Source organism: Streptomyces candidus (assembly GCF_014207445.1).
In the GTDB taxonomy this organism is placed as follows: Bacteria; Actinomycetota; Actinomycetes; order Streptomycetales; family Streptomycetaceae; genus Streptomyces; species Streptomyces candidus.
Genome location: NZ_JACHEM010000017.1, coordinates 34,820 through 55,383 on the forward strand (window position 1 = coordinate 34,820; position 20,564 = coordinate 55,383).

General features: G+C 70.3%; 26 protein-coding genes. 22 read left to right on the forward strand and 4 right to left on the reverse strand.

The features are described 5' to 3' along the window. Positions 1–27: 27 nt before the first annotated feature. The 4 genes from HNQ79_RS34605 to HNQ79_RS27440 all read right to left on the reverse strand — a co-directional run bounded on the left by HNQ79_RS34605 (position 28) and on the right by HNQ79_RS27440 (position 3,535). Entirely contained in the window at positions 28–507 is a 480-nt protein-coding gene (locus HNQ79_RS34605) for a deaminase (RefSeq protein ID WP_185035560.1), read from the reverse strand. Then, positions 507–1,187, reverse strand: a complete 681-nt coding sequence (locus tag HNQ79_RS34610; RefSeq protein ID WP_185035561.1) for a RibD family protein — start codon at positions 1,185–1,187, stop codon at positions 507–509. Before HNQ79_RS34610 ends, HNQ79_RS34605 begins: the two co-directional genes overlap by 1 nt. A gap of 2 nt (positions 1,188–1,189) precedes the next feature. Continuing rightward, positions 1,190–2,623 (reverse strand): helix-turn-helix domain-containing protein, encoded by a 1,434-nt coding sequence (locus HNQ79_RS35015; protein ID WP_185035562.1) that lies wholly within the window; start codon positions 2,621–2,623, stop codon positions 1,190–1,192. Positions 2,624–2,746: 123 nt separating this feature from the next. Then, positions 2,747–3,535 (reverse strand): GntR family transcriptional regulator, encoded by a 789-nt coding sequence (locus HNQ79_RS27440; RefSeq protein ID WP_185035563.1) that lies wholly within the window; start codon positions 3,533–3,535, stop codon positions 2,747–2,749. A 394-nt stretch (positions 3,536–3,929) separates the two neighbouring features. Here HNQ79_RS27440 and HNQ79_RS27445 point away from each other — a divergent pair, with 394 nt between their 5' ends. The 22 genes from HNQ79_RS27445 (at position 3,930) to HNQ79_RS27545 (ending at position 20,459) form a co-directional block, all read left to right on the forward strand. Continuing rightward, the gene (locus HNQ79_RS27445; RefSeq protein WP_185035564.1) at positions 3,930–4,742 is read left to right on the forward strand and encodes a hypothetical protein; all 813 of its coding nucleotides are present in this window, start codon (positions 3,930–3,932) and stop codon (positions 4,740–4,742) included. Between the two features lie 168 nt (positions 4,743–4,910). Further along, complete coding sequence (locus HNQ79_RS27450; protein WP_185035633.1) at positions 4,911–5,120, forward strand: hypothetical protein; 210 nt, start codon at positions 4,911–4,913, stop codon at positions 5,118–5,120. Between the two features lie 253 nt (positions 5,121–5,373). Next, complete coding sequence (locus HNQ79_RS27455; RefSeq protein ID WP_185035565.1) at positions 5,374–5,676, forward strand: WhiB family transcriptional regulator; 303 nt, start codon at positions 5,374–5,376, stop codon at positions 5,674–5,676. A 204-nt stretch (positions 5,677–5,880) separates the two neighbouring features. Beyond that, on the forward strand, positions 5,881–6,069 hold the full coding sequence (locus HNQ79_RS27460) for a DUF5999 family protein (protein ID WP_308437371.1): 189 nt from the start codon (positions 5,881–5,883) through the stop codon (positions 6,067–6,069). A 121-nt stretch (positions 6,070–6,190) separates the two neighbouring features. Further along, positions 6,191–6,568, forward strand: a complete 378-nt coding sequence (locus HNQ79_RS27465; protein WP_185035567.1) for a hypothetical protein — start codon at positions 6,191–6,193, stop codon at positions 6,566–6,568. 55 nt (positions 6,569–6,623) lie between these two features. Then, the gene (locus HNQ79_RS27470; RefSeq protein WP_185035568.1) at positions 6,624–8,831 is read left to right on the forward strand and encodes a coiled-coil domain-containing protein; all 2,208 of its coding nucleotides are present in this window, start codon (positions 6,624–6,626) and stop codon (positions 8,829–8,831) included. A gap of 122 nt (positions 8,832–8,953) precedes the next feature. Next, positions 8,954–9,442 carry a hypothetical protein gene (locus HNQ79_RS27475; protein ID WP_185035569.1) on the forward strand — a complete coding sequence of 163 codons (489 nt, stop codon included), beginning with the start codon at positions 8,954–8,956 and terminating at the stop codon, positions 9,440–9,442. After that, positions 9,439–9,675, forward strand: a complete 237-nt coding sequence (locus tag HNQ79_RS27480) for a hypothetical protein (protein ID WP_185035570.1) — start codon at positions 9,439–9,441, stop codon at positions 9,673–9,675. The genes HNQ79_RS27475 and HNQ79_RS27480 overlap by 4 nt, the downstream gene beginning before the upstream one ends. A gap of 584 nt (positions 9,676–10,259) precedes the next feature. Then, a complete protein-coding gene (locus tag HNQ79_RS27485) occupies positions 10,260–12,077 on the forward strand; it encodes an ATP/GTP-binding protein (protein WP_260421818.1) in 1,818 nt (605 codons plus the stop codon). A gap of 17 nt (positions 12,078–12,094) precedes the next feature. Next, positions 12,095–12,511: a conjugal transfer protein TraB gene (locus HNQ79_RS27490; protein WP_185035571.1), complete on the forward strand. Its 417-nt coding sequence runs from the start codon at positions 12,095–12,097 to the stop codon at positions 12,509–12,511. Positions 12,512–12,591: 80 nt separating this feature from the next. Beyond that, positions 12,592–14,712, forward strand: a complete 2,121-nt coding sequence (locus HNQ79_RS27495; protein ID WP_185035572.1) for a chromosome segregation protein ParM — start codon at positions 12,592–12,594, stop codon at positions 14,710–14,712. 76 nt (positions 14,713–14,788) lie between these two features. Beyond that, complete coding sequence (locus HNQ79_RS27500) at positions 14,789–14,977, forward strand: hypothetical protein (RefSeq protein ID WP_185035573.1); 189 nt, start codon at positions 14,789–14,791, stop codon at positions 14,975–14,977. A 67-nt stretch (positions 14,978–15,044) separates the two neighbouring features. Further along, positions 15,045–15,575, forward strand: a complete 531-nt coding sequence (locus HNQ79_RS27505; protein ID WP_185035574.1) for a DUF6197 family protein — start codon at positions 15,045–15,047, stop codon at positions 15,573–15,575. A 175-nt stretch (positions 15,576–15,750) separates the two neighbouring features. Next, positions 15,751–16,557, forward strand: coding sequence for a hypothetical protein (locus tag HNQ79_RS27510; RefSeq protein WP_185035575.1), 807 nt, complete (start codon positions 15,751–15,753; stop codon positions 16,555–16,557). A 134-nt stretch (positions 16,558–16,691) separates the two neighbouring features. Beyond that, positions 16,692–16,901 carry a hypothetical protein gene (locus HNQ79_RS27515; protein WP_185035576.1) on the forward strand — a complete coding sequence of 70 codons (210 nt, stop codon included), beginning with the start codon at positions 16,692–16,694 and terminating at the stop codon, positions 16,899–16,901. A gap of 197 nt (positions 16,902–17,098) precedes the next feature. Next, the gene (locus HNQ79_RS27520; protein WP_185035577.1) at positions 17,099–17,530 is read left to right on the forward strand and encodes an RRQRL motif-containing zinc-binding protein; all 432 of its coding nucleotides are present in this window, start codon (positions 17,099–17,101) and stop codon (positions 17,528–17,530) included. Between the two features lie 127 nt (positions 17,531–17,657). Next, positions 17,658–17,894: a hypothetical protein gene (locus HNQ79_RS27525; protein ID WP_185035578.1), complete on the forward strand. Its 237-nt coding sequence runs from the start codon at positions 17,658–17,660 to the stop codon at positions 17,892–17,894. After that, entirely contained in the window at positions 17,891–18,490 is a 600-nt protein-coding gene (locus HNQ79_RS27530; protein WP_185035579.1) for a hypothetical protein, read from the forward strand. Before HNQ79_RS27525 ends, HNQ79_RS27530 begins: the two co-directional genes overlap by 4 nt. A 12-nt stretch (positions 18,491–18,502) precedes the next feature. Then, a complete protein-coding gene (locus HNQ79_RS27535; protein WP_185035580.1) occupies positions 18,503–19,192 on the forward strand; it encodes a hypothetical protein in 690 nt (229 codons plus the stop codon). Positions 19,193–19,285: 93 nt separating this feature from the next. Continuing rightward, positions 19,286–19,753 carry a Pycsar system effector family protein gene (locus HNQ79_RS27540; protein ID WP_229923745.1) on the forward strand — a complete coding sequence of 156 codons (468 nt, stop codon included), beginning with the start codon at positions 19,286–19,288 and terminating at the stop codon, positions 19,751–19,753. Then, complete coding sequence (locus tag HNQ79_RS34065; protein ID WP_260421819.1) at positions 19,750–19,881, forward strand: hypothetical protein; 132 nt, start codon at positions 19,750–19,752, stop codon at positions 19,879–19,881. Before HNQ79_RS27540 ends, HNQ79_RS34065 begins: the two co-directional genes overlap by 4 nt. Positions 19,882–19,883: 2 nt before the next feature. After that, on the forward strand, positions 19,884–20,459 hold the full coding sequence (locus HNQ79_RS27545; RefSeq protein ID WP_185035582.1) for a hypothetical protein: 576 nt from the start codon (positions 19,884–19,886) through the stop codon (positions 20,457–20,459). The last annotated feature ends 105 nt before the right edge of the window (positions 20,460–20,564 follow it).

Sequence of the window (20,564 nt, forward strand, 5' to 3'; positions counted from 1 at the left end):
CCGCTGCTGTCGCGCGCGTTGATGCGTTCAACGCGATCCTTCCTCGCCCAAGCCCGGTAGGTGGGAGTTGGGCGCCTTCGCGGCCGCAGCCAGCTCGGGCAGCTCCACCACGGTCACTCCGGCCTCCACCAGCTGCTCGTAGCCGACGCAGTCGACGAACAGGCTCGGCTCGCGCCAGGCGATGACTACGCGCGGGATGCCAGCCTCAAGGACTCGCTGCGCGCACGGCGTACGGGAAGCGCTGCGCTGGGAGCAAGGCTCCAGCGTGCTGTAGATCGTCGCCCCCGCGAGGCGCGGATCATCCTGCGGGAGTTGGGCCAGGGCGACTTCCTCCGCGTGCTCACGGGGGCCGGTCGCACGGGAGTAGCCAGACGCCAGCTCGGTGCCGTCCTCGCCGACGATGACCGCCCCGACCGAGTAGGCGCCGGCAGCCGGAGGGCACAGCGCGGCAAGGTCGATCGCACGCTGTATCCAGCGCACGTCCTGATCTCGGTCAGGTGCGTACATCAGCCGCGCTCCTTCGGTGCGTAGCGGAGGAGCACGACGTCGCCGATCGCGCGGGCCTCCAGCAGCTGCATCCGGGCGGTCGACCCGCCCGGGTAGTCGGCGTTGCCCAGGAACTTTGGTGCGTCGGCTTGGCCCACCAGCAGCGGCGCGACGGCAAGGTGGACCTCGTCGGCCAGGTTCTGCGCCATGAGCTGGGTGTGGATCGTGCCCCCGCCCTCCACCATGAGCCGACCGACTCCACGGCGACCCAGCTCGTCGAGGACCAGGCACCAGTTGAGCTTGGAGCCGACGCTGACCACGTCCGCCAGGTCCCCGAGGCTCGCCTTAACCTTGCCTACGGCAGAGTCGACCGTGAAGACGAGCTTCTGGCCTCCGAAGTGCCAGAACTTCAGGTCCGCGTCGAGATCGCCGGAGGCGGTCACCGTCACCTTCAGCGGGTACTCCGACCGGCCCTCCGCGATCCGTTTCGCGCGGCGCTCCTCCGAGTTGACCAGCAGCCTCGGGTTATCCTTCCGCATGGTCGTCGCGCCGATCAGGATCGCGTCGCAGGAGGCGCGCACCTCGTCCACGCGGTCGAAGTCGTCAGCGTTGGAGAGCAGCAGCCGCTCGGGGCGGGTGTCGTCCAGGTAGCCGTCGACCGACATGGCGGCGGACAGCAGAACGTACGGGCGGGCAGTCATGCTCAGACTTCCGTTTCTGTCTCGTGGGCGAGGGTGGAGTCGAAGTTGGCACGGAACTCGGACACGGCCGGTTCGCGCTGCCAGGGGATCAGGGCCTTATCGAGCCGGGCGAGCTCGTTCGTGATCCGGCCGGACCCGGTGTCCTCCGCGACGGTCAGCGCGTACATGCCGATCGCGGCCGCCTTCTCCGGGGCGTGGGCACCGGCCAGCGCCACGGCCTGCCGCGCCATATAGACGCCGCGGTCGCGGTGGTAGCCGTCGGGCATGAGCCGGATCGCGGCGCCGAACGCGTCGGCGGCTTCGTTGTGTTTACCGAGAGCCTCCAGGCCCTGGGCGCGGTGGACCTCCACGTATGAGGCGTTCAGCCACACACCCCACGGCGTGGGGTCGGAGGCCAGGCCATCGAGGGCGTTGCGGACGTCGTCGCTCGCTCGCTCGCTTTCGCCAGCGTCACCGCGCAGGGCGTGGCCGTACGCCTCGTAGGTGCGTGCGACGGCGGCGAGGCGGCTGCGCGGGCGTGCCATGCTGTGGGCGGCTTCGGCGAGGTCGACCACGTCGACCAGGTCCGCGACATCACCGGCCAGCTGGGCCTTGCGGGCCATCACGTACGTGGTCAGATCCTGGTCCCCAACCGTTTGCGACCACTGCATCGCCCGGTCCAGCCAGTACGACGCCGCCTTCGGGTCGCCCAGGTCCTGGTAGAGCCAGGACAGGAACTCGCCGTACTGCGTCTGGAGTTCCATCAAGTCGCGCCGGTCGATGCCCTTTGCGTCGCGCCGCAACTCCTGGATGACCTGGATGTGGTCGCGAGTCGCGCTGACCGCGTGCCAGGGGCCGAGAAGGTTGTCGTTGTCGATCAGTAGACGCCGGGTGCGGCGTAGGTGCTCCACCGGCGTCGATCCGTACGCCGAAGCGCCCCGCGCTTTGCGTACGAGCCCCGGCACGGCACCCGAGTCCGCGACGGCAGACGAACTCAGGCCGATGGCACTTGCTGCTCCGATCCCCACTCCACTGCGGAGCAGCGCACGCCGATTCAGAGCCACCCAGCCCACCGACCCATCACGTAGACGACATGGGACCGAGATCCCCTCACCGTCCGACGCTGCCTGGTCTGGCACGGCCAACGCCAGGCCCACCGATGATCTGGCCACATGAACGGGCGGATTGGCCACATGGCCACGCTCGTCACCGATTCGTTCCCAGAGGCGGAGCAGCATCTCGCTGGCGTCCAAGGCACTGTCCAGGAGAGCTGCCTGGACGCGGTCGGCCATGCGCTCCGCTCGTTCGAACCGCCCCAGGTGAGCGTGGTCGATGCGCGTCCGCTTCGAGAGCTCGCGGAGGCTGAGACCCCGCGAATTTCGCAGCTCGCGCAACTGGTAGCCCCAGTTGTGTAAAGGGGACACCCAGGGCGTCAACTCCCTTGGTTTCTGCGCCATCCCGCCCCAATCCTGTGGCTGATGTGGCCAGTTCGCCCGGCCACATGTCAGATCTGGAACTAGCAGCTCCCCCGGGCTTAGAACCGAACTGCACACAGTCGATTCCGGTCAGGGAGGTGGTGCTCAGTGTTCGTCTTCGTCGTCGTCCACATCCGAGAGGCGCGCGCTGGAATGCCGTCGGATGCTGTAGCCGATCTCAAATTCCTCAGCACTCATTCGGGTGTCGTTGAGTTCGAGAACCTCACCGCTTGGGGCCATCGTCAGGCGCACGACGCGCAGCAGGGGAACACCGACGTCAGCGGGCAAGTTCAGCGCTTCGGCTTCCTCGGGGGAAGGCATACGAGCCGATACCCCCTCGCTCCAGCGCAAGGGGCGGTGGCCCATCTCCTCCAGGCGGTCGTAGATCCCGCCGGGGCCTGTGTCAGCTTCGGCGAGCTGGGTGCCACGGGCGAGATCCGCCGGCAGGTAGCTGGTCGCCAGCTGCTTCGGTTTCCGAGATTCCGGGTCGCCCATCACGCGGTCGCGAACCAGGACTTCGGCCCCGGCGCTGAGCCTCATCAGCGCCGCGAGGTCGACTGGAACGATGCCCCAGCGCACGGTCGGAGGTTCCAGCGCCGTCCAGGGCTGCGCCGTTGGATCGAAGTAGTAGCCGATCTCATCCCGGAATACCTGGCGCGAACGAGTGATCCGCTTCTTCTCTGGGCGCTCGCGGACGATCGTGCCTCTGCGGCGGACCGCCACCACGAGGCCCTCTTGCTCCAAGAGGGCGATGGCGCTCCGCACCGTTTGGTAGCCCGCGCCGTACTGCGCCTGGAGCTCCGTGAGCATCGGGAGCTTGTCGCCCGGCATGTATCGCCCCTCGCTGATCTGCTTTCGCAGGTCAGCGGCGATGTCGCGATACGAGACGGGCATCGGCGTCACCTTTCGGAGTGCTGTGGGGGAACTGATTCTAGGGCTAGCTCTATCAGTCAGCCACGCGCGAGCACAACCGGTCGACACAAATAGAGCTATCGGTATTGACGTAACCCGCTGCCGTGGTCTCTACTAGGCGATAGCGATAGCCCTAACGCTCCGTTGAGTAGGGGTTACGCACTAGCGCTACCGCAAAACAGCAGGAAGCACCGTCTCTTCGGAGGCGGGGCAGTGGGGTGAGCCGAGCTCCCCCGGCCAGGCCCCTGTACCGAATAGCTCCACCTGATTCACCCCGACGGCGCTGCTGCGCTGTCTGTCCGCCAGGACCACCAGCCGAAAGGCCGGCCTGGCGCGGCAGAGAAGGCAGCACCCACACCCACGTCAGGAGGATCCGATGCCCCGCATTCGCCCCGGCCGTAACCGGTCCAAGAACACCAACCGCCGTGCGCCGCTCCTGCTCAGCACCATGGCCCCGGAGGACTACAACGTCCGTCCGGCCGAAGTGAAGTCGATCGCCTGCCCCGACTGCCGCACCTGGCGTCGCATCATGGGAGAGAAGATCCTCAAGATTCGCGAGCACGGCATCTCCGACAAGGTCGCGGAGGGCGGCAAGCGCACCCTCTGCCCGGGCACGGACCAAGTCGTGGTCATCGACATCGACGTGCGGCGCTGGCAGGTTAAGCAAGACCGCCTGCTGCGCGAGGCGATGCCGCAAGACAACCGGCGCGCTGCCCAGCAGTTCTTCAAGCCCCTCCCGCCTCCGCCTGCTCCGGTCTCCCGGATCGTAGGGGAGATCACGCTGGATTCGGCGCGCCAGTCCTACCTCGCTCACCGCAAGGGATGTAGGGACTGCATGAAGGGCCAGCACTGCACGGACGGCGAGCGCCTGGCGCGCCGCTTCGCGCAGGTGGTCATGAAGACACCCAACCACCGTGAGGCCAATGAGCTTTTGGCCCGCCAGGACGCGCGTACCGCACGGAAGCGCGCTCAGCAGCGGGCGGCGCGCGGTGAGCAGTGGGCCAAGCACGGGGGCGAGGCTGTCGAGACGGCAAACAACCAGTGCCGCAAGCGGGAGTCGGATGCGCTCTCCGAGTTCCGCGGCCCCGACCTTCCGATGCTGCCGCAGGACGTGCCAGCGCACGACCGGCGCCAGGCCGAACTGGGCAGGCAGTACGGCCGGAAGGCCCCCGCGACGTCGGCCGCCTGACCCGCACACCGAGACGGACGAACGACCACGGCCCTGTCCGCCCCGCAGTAGGGGGCGGACAGGGCCGTGGCTGCTCGTACAAGCAGTCACTCCCCAAATGGGGAGCGATCTCGACAGCCCTTGGGATTGCAGCCCTCGGACTGTCCAGGACCTGAATCGGAGGACCTGATGCCCAGCATGCCACGCACCATCCCCGCCCCGACGAACGGCCTCTTCAAGGACATGGAGGACGACGACAACCAGCGCGGCCCGGAGCGGGACGAGACCGACTCCTTCCACCAGCTGGTCCGTCACCTGGTGGCCGACGGCGACTCCCGCGCCGCGAAGGCCAGCCGCCTCGCCCGCCGCACCCTCGCGCAGATGGGAGCGGTCCGATGAACCCGGTCGCCAGCCTGACCGACGCGCAGCGCGAGGACTTGTCGAAGAAGAACGCGGAACAGAACCGACGGTCGGAGAGCAACCGCCGCTGAATACCCCGTCATTGCCCGTCGTCTCCGCGCCTCCATGGGCGGGGCCGACGGAGAGCGTCGGGAGCTCACCCACGCTCCGGCCGTCCGGCCGCACACACGCGAACAGCCCCGGGGATGCACCCCCGGGGCTGCTTCTTGCACGGACCTTCTGGGAGGCCCTGATGAACCACTCCATCGTAAACGCGGTCTACGCGCCCTCCGCCGACCTGCCGGTCAACACCAACTGGCGGGCCGCCTCCGCCTGCAAGGACGAAGACCCCGAGCTGTTCTTCCCGATCGGCAACACCGGCCCGGCCCTGCTGCAGATCGAGGAAGCCAAGGCTGTCTGTCGTGCTTGCCCGGTCCTGGAGCGCTGCCTGCAGTGGGCGCTGGAGAGCGGCCAGGAGCACGGCGTGTGGGGCGGCCTCGACGAGGACGACCGCCACCGGATGAGGCGCCGCACGGCCCGCGAGCGCACCGCCTGACGGGAGCGTCGGGCAACTTCCGGCCCGCCCCGCAGCACCGCAGCACAACGGCTGTCCGCACGGCGGGCCGCCGGCCCTCTCGTATATCTCCAGCCCGGAACACTCCCGGGCCCGCCTTCCTCCCCGCAGGAGAGCCCCATGGAACGCAGCCACCAGCTCGACACCGCGACGACCGCTACCGGCATCACCCGGCTGCCGACGTCGCTGTGCACCCACAACCCGCCGTGCCCCTCCGCAGAGAGCCCGGACCGCGAGGCCGCGCACGTCGTGGCCGCGTACCCGGAGCAAGGCTGGAGCCTGCTGTGCAACGCCGTCCTGATCTTCGAGGACACCGGCGAGCTGCTCCCCAACGGCCAGATCATCGCCCCGCACCGGCCCCTCGCTGCGGTCTGACGGCTGCCTGATCCGCCCGCACCGCCCGCCAACTCCCTGGCGGTCGGGTCGGGCGGTGACGGGGAGCCGGACAGCCCGGACCGCCAACCCCACGCCGGCGCACGCGATACGAGGAGAGCCCGTGCCACAGCAGCCACAGACGCAGGCCGTCCAGCCGCAGATCCGCTACATCAAGGGCGACATCGTCCTGTTCCGCAACGTCGAACGGTTCTGGCTCGGCAAACCGGACCACACCTCCGTGGGCCGGGTGGAACGTTCCTGGCAGCACGTCGACACCAGGAAGGTCCTCTACGACCTGACCGAGCTGGGAAGCCTCAGCTACCGCGCCGGGGTCGACCCCAACTACATGCGGCCGCTCCCGGCGGCCGACGCGATGCGTGACATCGACACCGCGCCGCTGAACGAGACGGACATCGGCGCGATGACCCCGGCCGCCGTTGCCTGGCTGCGTCATCACCTCGCGCGCGGCAATAGCACGTTGCCCGCCCCGCACGCCTGACCGATCCACCCACCGCCGCCCCCGCCGGGCGGCACCCGACCCGGAAGGAGGCGGCGTGGCCGCCACACGAACCCGCAAGAGGCCCACCGCCCGAAAGAAGCCGACGGCATCCCGTCCGTCCGCGGCTCCGCAGCCCACCGCCTCCCCCTCCATCGACGCCTCCCCGGCCGTGACGACGGAGACGGAGGCGGAGGTCGTCGACCTCGAGGCGATGGCCCGCGTCGCGGACGCCCGGGACCGGGCCGCCGACGTCATCGACACCGCGCGCGAGCAGGCCGCCGCCCTTCAGGCGGAAGCCGAGAGTGTGGCCGCGCGCACCGTCGCCGACACGCACGAGCAGGTCACCGTGCTGATGTCCGAGGCGCAGACCCACGCCGAGGGCATCACCGCCTACGCCGACCAGGAGGCCGTCGCCCAGCGCGAGGCCGCCAAGAGTGCCCTGGAGGCGGCGCGCGGCGAGGCCGACCAGCTCCTGGCGCAGGCCCGCGAGCGCGCCAACACCCTGGTGTCGGAGGCCCGCGCGCAGGTCACCGACCTCACCGAGCTGGCCGCCACCGACCGCGCGGCCACGGCCACGGCCGTTGCCGAGCTGCGCCGCATGGCGGAGGCCGATCTCGCTGAGATCAGTGCCTTGGTCGACCAGCGCCGCACCGACGCGGGCCAGATCCTGGCCCGCGCCCAGGAGCAGGCCGACGAACTGGTCGCCGCGGCACAGCGGGAGGTCGACCAGGCCCGTGAGCGGTTCGCCCAGCTCGCGGCGACGGCGGCCGAACAGTACGACGGCCGCCGCGCGGAGGCGGAGGCGCTGTACGCGGACGCGGTCAAGGCCGCTGACGACCGGCGCCGCAAAGCCGACCTGGCCGTCGCCGCCGCGCACCGTGAGGCGGAGACCGCTCGCGCCGACCTGCGGGAGGAACTGCGCCAGCTCGGTGAGGAGTTCGACCGCGAGGCGGCATCCAAGCGGGCCATCCTCGACAAGGAACTCGCCGGCCTCAAGGCGGCATGCGACAAGCAGCGCGAGCGGCTGCGGGAGGAAGCCAAGACCGTCGCGGTGCAGCTGCGGGAGACAGCTCAGAAGGAAGCGAGCCGCATCACCACCGAGGCGGAGCGCAAGGCGAAGGCCGTCACCGAGCGGGCCAAGGCCGATGAGGCCCGTGCCCGCCGGCTGCTCGATGAGGCCCGCGAGGCGAAGAAGTCGGCCTCCCGCTGGAACGGCTGGCAGCAGAACATCAGCCGCAAGGCGTGGAAGGCCGCCCCGTGGATCGCGCTCGCCGCCGGCGTCGGGCTCGCCGCCTCCGGCGAGTACGAACTGGCCCGCATGGTCGGCATCAACCAGTACGTCGCCCCGCTGCTGCCGGTCAGCATCGACGTCTACTGCGTCACCGCGTTCCGCGCCAAGAAGGACATCCCCTACGCGCTGCTGCTGATGGCGTCGGCGAACGTCACCTACCACGTGGCGGAGCAGGCCCACCTCGTGAAGGACGGCCAGTCGGCACCGTGGCAGCTGACCACGTTCGTCGTGCTGATCTTCGTGGCCGTCATCTGGCGCGTCCACACCCTCATGCACGACGACAGTACGGACGGCCACGGCGCGGATGCTGCGGTCGGCCGTACAGGTACGGACGAAGGAAACGGAATGCCCGCCCGTACAGGTACGCACCGGCGTACCGACGGAACGGACACCGGATCGTCCACCCGTACAGAAGGCGCGAGCCACGACCTGTACGCCGGGCACAACCCGGTTCGGCCGGACGGCACGGGCTCTGAATGGGACGGTACGGGCCCTGTACGCCCCGCCTCGCACCCGCCGCACGACGGCGGGGCCGAAGCAGCGGTGACCAGGGCGTACAGCGACCGTACAGGCGGCGTACACACCACCCCCGAAGGAGCGGCGCGTACAGGTACGGCGACTGCGGGGCGTACCGGTACGGCCAGTGCGGCCGTCCAGGGACGCCCCGGCGCCATCAGCGTCCGTACACAGCCCGGCGGCGAGAGCGTTCCGGGAGCCCGTACAGGTACGGACGCCGCGTCCTCGCCCGCAACCGGAATGGGCAGTACGGCGGGTTCGGAGCGTCCCGGTACGCCTGTACGCACGGATGAGGAACTCCTGCCGCTCGTACAGAACCTCCCCCGTACTGAGGACGGGTTCGTGACGCTCTACCAGGTCCGCAACCAGCTCTCCGTCAACAACAACCGCGCGGTACGCCTGCTCTCCAAGGCCGGCCTGCTGCGCCCCGAGGACGCGGACAAGCACCTGGCGTGATCCACGTCCGGCACACACCAGTGAGGGCCAGCCCGAAGGAAGCGGGCTGGCCCTCGCTGCGACTGCCGGAAGCAGTCCACAGCCCCCCGAGTACAGCAGATCCGACCCCCACGGAGGACCCCGTGAGCACCGAAAACAACTTCTTCGACGACCCGAACGCGGCGCTGCGCGAGATCGCGCAGAACCCCGCCGCCTACGCGCACTACCTTGCGGACTTCCACCGGGTCGTGCTGGACATGCAGACCAAGCTGGAGATCCTCCAGCGTGAGGCCCGCGTGCACTGTCGCGGAATGCACGTCGAGGGCGACAAGTGGGGCCAGGCCTACCTGCGCTCGTTCCCGGTGGAAAAGTCCCTGAACGATGTTCTGAAGAACCTCAAGAGCGTCACTTCGGGACTGGAAAAGAGCGCTCATAAGCGCCACGCCCACGACGAAAAAGTGAAGGAGGTTAAGAAAAACCGAAAGGAAAAGGCGCAGCTCAAGGCGTTTAAGAACAACCCGACGCTCCAGGCCGCCCCGGAAAACCCGGGTCGGCAGGGTGCGCAGAGCCCGAATCCGGGCTATGGTGGTCCCACGTCGATTTACAACCTGGACCGCAGGGAGTCGGCGTGAGTGCAGGTCGCCCGCTCACGAAAGCAGAGCGGAAGGATTTCAACCGTGCGGAACACGAGCGCAAAATCAAACAGGATTTGATTGCGCAGCACGGCAAAGACCTCGGCACCTTCTACGCCTGGCTCCGGATTGTGAACATCCGAGGCACCCAGGCATATCGCAGCGGGAACACGGAGTTCATCCGTGAGGCCGCGCTCGCCCTGCACAACGTCTACAGCCGCCACGTCGGCTAGCTTCCCGCGCCCCGCACGAAGGGCCGCTCCCGATCCCCGGGAGCGGCCCTTCGGCGGTCCCAACGCGTGCCGCGCGTGTCGCGTGCCGCGCGTGGCGTGCGCGCGTGTACGCGAGGCCAAGGCCGACTGTCAAGCCCAGGAGGAGGGGTCGCGTGTCCGACGACACCGACAGCAATGTCATCAACCTCCCCACTCGGGGCAGTGATTCCGGCGCAATGCCGGATGCCCCCGATGGCGGGGATCTCTTTTATTCCGAACCGTCCGGCGGCAGTGCGGACGACGCTGCTCCCCCGGGCTCCCCGGAAGGGTCGACCAGGGAAATTCCTGCCATTCGCGGCCCTATTTCCCCGGAAGTGGCATTGCGGGAAACGGGAATGCCCGACGCCCCGGATTCCGAGGATGAGGAATACGAGGAAGGCGAATACGAGCAGCCTCGTTCTCTTGCTGATCGCCTCGGTGACTGGCTGGAGCTTCGTTTGGAAGTGGCGCGGGACCGGCACGCCGGTGAAGCGCCGTTCCGGGAGGCGGAAATAGCGCGCAAGGCTGCGCTTGTGAAAGCCCGCACCGCTCAGGAAACCGCGCTGATGGAGCAGAACGCGCAGTTCCACGCTGCGCAGATGAAAGCGAAGTCCGACAAGGCGGCGGCGCGCGGCAAGGCCGACGCGGCGCGGTCCTCCGGCTCCGGCATGGGCGCCGACAAGGGCGGCCGCTCGAAGGGCGGCGGCGGGGGCAACTCCGGCGGCTCCGGCCGCGGCGGGGGCCGGGGGTCGGGAACGAACGGGTCCGGCGGCTCCGGTCGCGGTTCCGGGGGCGGCAACTCCCCCAAGGGCGTCGGGAAGGGCTCTGATCGCTCCGCTGGCGGCGGTAAGGGCACCTCGAAGGGCAATGAGTCGTCCGGTGGCCCGAAAGGCCGTCAGAACGGCTCTGGAGGCTCCGGGTCGGGCAAGTCCGGATCGGGCAAGGGCAGTTCGGGTGGCTCCGGCGGCAAGAACGGCTCGGGCAGTTCCGGGACCGGCAAGGGCGGTTCGAAGGGCGACGGCGGCAGGTCGAAGGACTCGCCGGCCGCCAGCCCCAGGACTGAGCGGGCCCGCGGCCGCCAGGAGCGTGCCGCCGCCCGCCAGGCGGCACGCCAGCAGCGGCGCGGCGCGAGCCAGGCCGCCAACCTCGCCGACCGGAGCAAGGACCGCGACCAGGACCGCGCCGCCGTCCAGGCGGCGCGCGAGGAACGCCGCAAGCTGAAAGCCGAGCGGAAGGCAGCGGCACGGACGAAGCGGGAGGCGGCCAAGGCCGCCGACGACCGCACCACCCTGGGAGCGGCCGTCGGGCAGGAGGCGCAACGCCGCTGGGACAAGCGCCGCCCGGCGGACAAGGACAAGGCCGCGAAGGACGGCAAGGCCAAGGACGACGCTGGTGACGCCAAGGACACCACCGGCGACAAGGACTCCGAGGCCACGACCAAGAAGATGACCAAGGACGACCCCGAGGAGCCCTCAGACGGCACGAAGGACGACTCCGCGACCAAGAAGCCGGACGACGGCAAAAAGGGCGGCGAGAAGCCGTCTGGCGCCTCCGCAGACACCGACGCGAAGGACGGCACGGGGACGGGCACTGACCCCAAGGCCGACGACGTCAAGGACCCGCCGGACACCGGTGACAGCGACGACAAACGCTCCTTCAAGGAGAAGGTCAAGGATTTCTTTACGAAGGCCGGCGAGGACAACACCCCGCCCGAGCCGCAGGAGTCCTCGAGGCTTCGGCCCGAGGACTTGGGCGACGTCACGGTGGAGCGCCCCGGCGGCCCGACCCGGACCCCGCAGCCCGAACCGGCTGAGGACGACATCGAGGACGCGGACGTCGTCGACGACCCGTCCGACCCCTTCGGGGCGCACGTCAGCAGCCCGGCGAGCCTCCCGCGCGCGCCGGAGCCGCACACCCAGCGTCCCGGCACCAGCCGACCCACTGCACAGGAGGACCCCGTGGCATCGGAGGTCAACAGGCCCTCGGGCCAGGCCCGGATGGCAGCCAAGCACCGCACCGACATCACCTTCGGCGAGTACCTGACGGAGATCGTGAACATCGCGATCGCCGCAGCCCTCGACAAGGACCGCGCCCAGGACCTGGCCGACGCGCTCGGCAAGGTCGCCGACGCCCTGCGCGACATGGCCACCGACCTGGGTGCCGATCACAACATCGCCACCGCGGTCGTCAACCAGATCACCGACCTGGCCGACGCCGCGGACCGCATGAAGCAGGTGGCCGAACGGTGCGCCACCCAGTGCGACATCGCCTCGGAGGCCGCCCGGATCGCCGCCATGGCGGTCGGCCGCGTCTACGGCCAGGACATGAAGGCCATGGACGACGCCGGCCTGGCCACCGCGTCCTCCGCCGCCCACCACGACTAGAAGGAAGGGGTCCGCTGATGAGCGACCTCGCACCCACCACCGGCGGCGGTGCCGCCGCCCGGACGGACGGCGACAACCGCTACAAGGCCGTCCAGCAGAAACTCAAGGCGCTCGGCCGCGCCATGGACCTGGCCACCAACGAACTCCAGACTCTGCAGCGCGACATGGAGACCAACGCCCGGCGCTCCGAGGGCCTGGCCGTCGACATCGCCAACGCCGAACTCGACCGCACGCACATCGAGATGACCAACCAGGTGTCCGTCGCCCTGGGCGGCGCCGCCATCGAGGTGAAGAAGCTCCACGAGACGGCCCAGGAAGTCTCCGGCCAAGCCCACGACACACGGCGCACCCACGCGCGGCTGTACGAGGGCCTGGACGACATCCGCTCCAGCCGCAAGGAGCGCACCCCCAAGCCGGGCTTCTTCGTCCGCTGAACCAGCCCTCTCCCCCTGATGGGCGGCCCCTTCCACGACGGAAGGGACCGCCCATCGCCACACCACGAAGGAGAAAACCGGTGTCCGTGCCGCGCAGCGTCGCCCTGGAGCGCACCTTCTACACCCTGAGTGCCCCGGTCCTCGCCGCGGCCCCGAACCTGTTCGCCGACAGCCCCGTCAACACGGTCGTGCAACTGGCCGGTGCGGCCGGTGTAAGCGGCTGGGTCCTGGCCGCCAAGAGCAACGAGCCCGGTGCGGGACGCAAGATCCTGCGCTGGTCGCCGCTCGTGACCGCCGCCGCGATAGACCTCGCCGCCGGCTACACGGTCGGCTGGGGCCCGTGGTGCCTGGACGGCCTTCTCGCCGCGAGCTGGGCGGCCGCCGGCCTGTTCGTGATGCCCTTCTCCCGGCACGCCCGCCGCCGTCACCGCCCCGCGCTCGCCACCCCGGCCCCCGCGCCGCAGCTGCAGGAAGCCCCCAAGCCGTCCCTCGCGCAGCCGGACGACGGCGCCGACAACTTCACCCGCCAGGTCCGCTGGCTGTGGGAGGAGCGCGGCTTGCCCGGCCGCACCATCGTGGTGATGGCCACCCCGCACGCGGGCATGCCCAACGACCTGTCGCTGCTGCTGCGCGCCTCCGAGGCCGGACGGCCGATCTCCAGCCTCACCGAGGAGGCCGTCGCCGCCGCGTTCGGTGTCGACATCACCGACGTACGGATCGAGGACGTGCCCCGGCAGTACGGGCGTGAAGGAGGACCGGGCTGGAAGGAAGTCCACGTCACCCCCGATCTGAACGAGCGCCGCCGCAAGGCGCCCACCACCCACGAGTGGTGGGCCGACCGGATCGGCGGTGACCGTGGGCCGGTGCCCGGCTCGCAGTTCATCAAGAAGATCCGCGACCACGACCGCAAGGTCACCCACTACATCGCCCAGGTCCCCGACGAACTGGGCGAGCCGCGCGTCAACCAGGACAACCTGGCCGCCGCGCTGAAGACCAAATACGACGACGGCCGGCTGTTCGTCACGGTCGACGGCAACCAGGTCCTGGTCTCCCTGTGGGACTCCAGCCCGCTCGCGCAGATCTTCCCCGCCACACGTGAGCTGCTGACCCCGGACAAGGACGGCCGGTGGGTGACCGGTTATCTCGGCAACGGGCAGCCCGCCCGCAACAGGGTCTACACCGACCGGGGCGCGGCCCACGGCTTGTTCGTCGCCCCGTCCGGCGGCGGCAAGACCCAGCTGATGGGCCTGCACGTCGCCGCCGACGCCCTGTTCGGCGCCGTGGTGTGGCTGGCCGCGGAAGCCCCGGACGAGAAGGCCGCCAAGCTGGGCGAATACACCGACCGCTACGGCGTCGGCGCGCTCTACATGATCCGGCTCCTGCGCACCCTGGACGCCCTGATGGAAATCCGCGGCGAGATGGTCTGGGAAGACGGCCGGGTCTACGACTGGGACCCCAAACTGGCGGGCTGCCCCTACCGGATGCTGTCCGCCTACCTCGATGAGTTCCTCTCCGCCGCCCGCCACGGCGACTACGGCGCGGACATCATGGACCTCGCCGAAAAGGTGTCGGTCAAGGGCCGCAAGTACGGCATCGGCCTCAAGGTCGCCGGCCAGTCCATCTATGTGCAGGACGGGTTCACGCAGCTTTTGTGCGAGAACCTGCGCGAGAACTGCATCCCGGTCATCTTGAAGGTCGCACCGAAGAAGATCGCCGACATGTTCAAGGCCCTCGGCATCTCCTCCGACAACACCCCCGATGCGCTCCCCCGCTCTTTCTCCCCTGCCGAGGCGGGCCGCATCGAGCGGGTGATGCGCGGCGAGCCCGAGCCGCCCACCGACTCCAACACCGGCGGCGCCGGGTGGATCGTCGAAGCCAAGCACCCCGAGGTCCTGCGCACCCTGTTCATGGACTTCAAGACCGGCCTCGACGCCTACTTCCCCGACATGGTCGCCTCCCTCACCGACTACGAGATCCGCGAACTTGAGGCGCGGGATCTGTGGTTCGACTGGACCGAGCCGCCTCGGCCCGGGGAATTCGGCCCCGAACCCGACGACGAGGACGACGACTGGGACGGGGAGGACAAGCCGAAGAAGGGCGGCGGCAAGCCCCGCCGCCCAGGGAAGTCCCCCGCACGCCGCGACGCGGTCACCTCGCCCCTCCAAGCACTGGAAGCCATCAAGAACCTCTCCGGCGTCTGACCTCACCCCGCACACCCCGCAGGGCCCGGCCGTATTCCGGCCGGGCCCTGCCCACACCTGGAAGGACACACCACTCGTGGCCGTATCGATCTCCGTCGTCGTCCTGCTCGCCATCGTCGTCTTCGTCCTCATCCGGGGCGGAACCGTACGCCTCCTGCCCGCCCTGGCCTGCGCCGCCTTCGGCTTCCTCCTCGCCTCCTCCGGTGCCGGGCCCTACATCACCGGCGCGATCAGCGGCATCACCGGCTGGATCTCCAGCATCTGACCCTGCCCGGCCGGCGGCGTCGACGGCCGCCGCCCCCTGCACCTCCGACGCCTTCCGAGGAGCCCCGATGCCCCACCTCATCCACGCCCCGCCACTGCCGGCCCGCACGAGCGCGCCGCCCGCCGAACTGTCGCTGGAGGCCCGCATGGCCGCCACGGACGCGGCGATGACCGTCCGGCTGGAGGAGGCCGCCGTCGCCTACGAGGTCAACACCGCGCACATCGACACCGTGCCGGTCGACCTGGGCGACGTCGTCACCCTCCCGCTCACCCCGACCCTCCAGCCCCCCACCCCGTACGCGACACCGGTGGCGGCGCTCCTGCAGCGCGCGCACCACCGGCTGCTCACCGACGGCTGGTGCACCGGCGCCTTGGTCGACGCGGAAGGCGCCCGCTGCCTGTACGGCGCGATCCACCACGAAGCCCGCGGCGACCAGAGCCTCGCCTCACGCGGCCTGGAGGTCCTGATGGACGCGATCCGCCGCGAGTTCAGCGACGTCGACTCTGTGCCGTCCTTCAACGACGCCTTCGCCAGCGGCCGCATCCCGCTGCGGATGCTCGACAAGGCCGCCGGCCTCGCCGACGCCCGCCTCCTCTGAACCTCCCCGGACCACCTGCCTCGTACCCGAACCCGTCGTGGTCGGGTGCGGGCCAGGCCGTCCGGCCTCCTTTACGCCGTAAAGACGCGCCTGGCGTGCGAACCATCGCGCCGCCCCCGGAACACCTCCCCACCACCGGCCACCACGCCCACCCGACCAAGGGAGCACCTTCGCCATGCAGTCCGACGACAAGCCCGTCAACGGCCAGCCCACCCCGAGCTTCCTCGACCTGCTCAACCAGAGGCCCCCGACGAAGAACACCGACCTGAGCAAGGACACCGACACCACGCGCCTCGCCCAGTTGCGGGCCGGCTGGAACGCCTCCTGGGAACAGGGCGGCTTCCTGCACGGGCGGTGGGAGGAACTACGCCTGGCCCCGAAAGCCGGGATGCACGGCATGGCCCGCTGGATCAAGGCACTCCTGATGCTGGCCGGGGTGTGCGCGCTCTTGATCCTGCTCGACACCGCGGGCGACATCTTCGGCGCTGCCCTGAGCCGCCTGGCCGACTCGGTCCCCGCCACCCGGGCCGGAACCAGCGCCGTGGGCGAGCTGTGGGGCGTGGTCGACACCCCGATCCGCTCGTACATCGACCAGCACAGCATGGGTCTCAGCGTCAGCGGATCCGCCGTCTACACCGCCTGGCAGCTCGTGGGTTGGTTCGGCCTGATCGGCGGGTTCCTCGGCAGCACCGGCGCCCGCATCACCTGGACCTGCTGGGGCGCGGGCAGCGTTCTCGCCGTGTGGTCCGCGGCCCCGGCCGACGGACGCACCGTCGCCACCTCGATCGCCGTCCTCGCCTGGACCCTCGCCTCCACCCTCGCCCTGCGTGGCTGGAGCCTGCGCCCGATCGTCAACAACTACCTCCCGCCCCACCCGGCGTTCCAGCCCCAGATCGAGATCCGGCCCGAGATCCACCTCCCCGCCCCGGCCCCCGCGCCCGATGGCGACACCCCCGACAACGTCCACCAGCTCCAGCGCTGACCCGGTCGCTCCGCCTGGCCCTCGCCCCTCCCCGCAGCCGCGGGGCGGGGCGAGGGCCGGACAGGCCGCCCGGCCTCAGCAACTTTCCCGCTCCCGCAGCACCCCTGCGGACGACCCCAAGGAGAGAGATCGTCTTGGCGAAAGCGCCCCGCGTCATAGGTGTCCTCGCAGAGCCCGCCCCGCCCACTTGGTGGCGCGCCCACCGGCACCAGGTCTTCCTGGTTCTCGGGCTGATCGGCGGCTTCTACCTCTGCTCACACACCAGCGACGCCGCGCCCCCTGCCGACCCGCCCCGGCCCGCACACACCGAACGACCTCACAGCACCGCCACCGCACAGCGCTGAACATCACCTCGTGCGCCCGCCACCCCGCACCGGGGCGGCGGGCGCACCGCTCTTCCCCGCTCATTCGCCGACCGCCTGGAGGACTTCACCGTGCTGACACCCCGGCCCCGCCGCAGGATCGGACGCCCGCGCCCCACCATCCCCGGCCCCCGCTACCCCGCGCCCCAGCGCCGACTTCCCGGTACCTGGAGCAGGTGATGGCCGACCAGGACCAGGACCTGGTCGACGTCGATCCGAACGACCCCGGCGACGGCTCTCTACCGGTCTTCCGGTGGAGGCAGGCCGGGCGCGAGAACCTCGCGACACGCCGCCAGCTCCGGGAGATGGGACTGCGCCCCGGCGCCCAGGAGCCCGTCGCGCGGATCGAGTGCCGTGGTGGCAAGCGCTTCGCGTGGCTGTACCGGATCGATCTGGCGAAGCCGAAGTTCGCGATGACGCTCGCGAAGGAGGCCGCGCTCGACAAGGCGATGGCTGCCCGTCAGACGTGTCCCGGCCCCTGTGGCCGGCGCTATTTCCACTGCCTTCCTCTGCGCTCCCTCGGGTCGTGCCTGGAGTGCGCCGAGGGTATCCCGGCCGCGCCCGACACCTATATGCACCACGGCGGCGCCCAACTGGCCGCTGCCGCCTGACCGTTCACCCCTGACGGCTGCCTGATCCACCCGTACCGCACGCTGCGGGCCGGGTGGTGACGGGGAGCCGGGCAGCCCGGCCCCGCGCACATGACCTGTCCCCTGTGCCCTGGGAGCCCACCTCTTGATGGCGAAGAAGCCGCCGCCCGCCGTGATCGGCGTCCTGACCGAGCCCGCCCCGCCCACCTGGTGGAGAGCCCACCGCCACCAGGTCCTGCTGATCGTCGGGATCTTCCTCGGCTGGCAGCTATGCGGAGCAAGCAGCGGAGCCGCCGATCACGACCAGTACGGCCCCGCCCGCCCCGCCCACAGCGCCACCCCGTCCGCGACGCCGTCGACCACCTCGAAGGAGAACCACCGGTGAGTGAGCCCGACAAGCCCCGCGAGCCCGAACCCGCCGTTCCGCCGCTGGACACCATCGACGACAGCCAGCGCGTCCCGCCGCCCCGGCGGCCTGCCCCGCCCCGGCCCCAGCCGATCAACGCCGCCGCCGACATCCCGCCCGGCGCCATCGCCGCCTTCGGCGTCGTCGGCCTGGTCGCCCTGGTCCTCGTCCTCAAGTGGGGCATCCCCAAGGGCATCGACTGGTACCACCACCAGGACTGGGCGTGGTTCACACAGTGGACCGCCACCGTCGCCGACCCCGTCCACGCCTACCTGAGCGCGCACACGGTCGGCCTGCCGCTCACGGCCACCAGCGCTTTCGTCATCTGGCAGGGCGTCGGCATCGCCTCCCTGGCCCTGTCCTGGTTCACCGGCGCCGTCGGCGCCCGGCTGACCTGGACCGCGCACGGGGCCTCCTCAGTGTTCATGGTCTGGGACGCCTCCCCCGCCGCCGGCCGCCCCGTCGCCGCCGCACTCGCGGTCCTGGCCTGGACGATCGGCAGCCTCTTCGCCCTGCGCGGCCTGTCCCTGCGCCCCCGCATCAACATCCACAACCACAACCACCCGGCCCGCTGAGAGGACGTCGACATGTTCCGGATCATCAGCACGGCCCGGCTCAACGAGCTGGACAACCTCGCCTCCGCGTTCCCCATGGTCCGGAGCAAAAGCGACCGCCTGGAGAAGGACCTGGAGACGGAGCAGCGCCTCACCAAGGAGCTCACCGCGAAAGCCGAACAGGCCACTGCCCGCTTCCGCCAGGAGCTCACCGACCTCGTTCAGCAGGCCGACGCCCGCGTCGCCGAAGCCAGGGCCTCGGTACAGCGAGCCCAGCACCAGGCCAACGCCCTGATCGACGGGGCCACGAAGCGGGCCAACGACATCGAGCGCCGGGCCGATCAGAAGGTCCGGGAGCTGAACGCACAGATCGAACAGCTCAAGGCCAAGCTGCCCCACCCGACGCCCATCCCGGAAGGGGTCGTCGCCCGGTACCAGAACCTGGTCGGCGCCCTCATCGACCTGACCCTGTTCACCATCGAGGACACCAACGCGGAGCCCGGCTACGGCTACTCCGCCAAGCGCGTCGACCTGAAGCTGGTCAGCCTCTGCGCCGGTTGCGGCTACCGGCAGGAGGAGACCCGCAAGGAGGTCTACGACACCGCCGAGACCCGCACCAACTTCCTGGAGAACACCTACGAGGGCGAGAAGCTCAAGCGCTGGGCGCAGGAGCACGCAGAGACGTGCCGGGCCGTCGCCCTCCCCCTCCAGCGCGCCGCCTGACCTGGTCTGACGGTTGCCTGATCCACCCGCCCCGCACGCTGTGGACCGGGTGGTGACGGGGAGCCGGACAGCCCGGCCCGGATGGGAGTCGACGTGACCACCGCCCCCCTCACCCTCACCGGCGACCGGAATCTGGACGCCGCCTGCACCACCGTCACCGGCGAGATCGCCCGGACCGACAACAAGGCCAGCCTGCTGCTCGCCTTCGACGGCGCAGTCCTCGCGGGCCTGGCCAGCGTCGCCGACAAGGACCTGCCCGTGTTCACGAAGGTCGTCGGCAGCCTGGCCGTCCTCACCCTCGCCACCGCGGCGGTCCTGCTCCTCCTGGTCGTCCGGCCGAACCTGGGCGGCGGCCGTATCGTCCGCGAGGGCCTGCCGTGCTGGGCACGCCTCGAGGAGAACGAACTCCAGGAGGCGATGGGCCAGGACACGCGCCTCGCCCGCGTGAAGTCTCTGTCGCTCCTCGCGGTCCGCAAGTTCCGGCGCCTGGCCCTCGCGGTCGACGTCATCCTCGCCGCGCTTGCCCTGCTGACCGTCGCCGCGATCGGAGTGCTGGTGTGAGCACCGCCGCCAGCTTCGTCATCAGCTACGCCAGCCTCGCCGGCGCTCTCGCCATCCCGTTCGTGATCGCCGCCGCCCGCCGCACCGCCGCCCGCATCCACGCCCAGGCCGACCAGAAGGAGCAGTAACCATGGCACCCAACCTCACCCTCTTCCGCCCCCGCACCGCCCCCGAGTCGGAGTACGCACCCGAGCCGTGGCCGGAGATCGGCGAGACCTGGAAGCCCGAAGGAGTGATCGTCTCCACGCGCTTCCTCGGAGTGGCCGGTGCCGTCGTCCTCGTCTACACCGCTGACGCCGGGGTCAACGGCACCTACTACGCGGTGGCCTGCCTGGGATGCTCGTTCCGCACCCGCACCAAGGACGACACCAACTACATCTCCACCGAGCAGGCGGGCGGGGAAATCGCCAACGCCCACGCCGCCCAGTGCCGGGCGCTGCCCCGGGACCTGCCGACCCGCCCCGACGACGACACCGCCCGCGAGATCGTGCGTCGGCGGCTGCATTCGGAGCGCCGCTCGGACTACGACGTCACGGTCTACCTCACCAGCTTCCACCTGGACCGCCTGGTCCTCCAGCGCTCGACCGAGTGGATCGAGGAGGAGCTGCAGCGCCTCGCGGACGACCAGCCGGAGTTCCTGACCGCCAGGCTGCGCAGTTACGGCTCCAGCACCGAGTTCACGATCCTGCGCTTCCCCAAGAGCTGACCGGACGCTCTCCGTACCGGCCCCGCCCGTCGCACATCGGCGGCCGGGGCCGGGCGGTGTCCGCCCGGTCAGCCGAGACCAGGCGACAGGCCCTCCCCCGGAGGT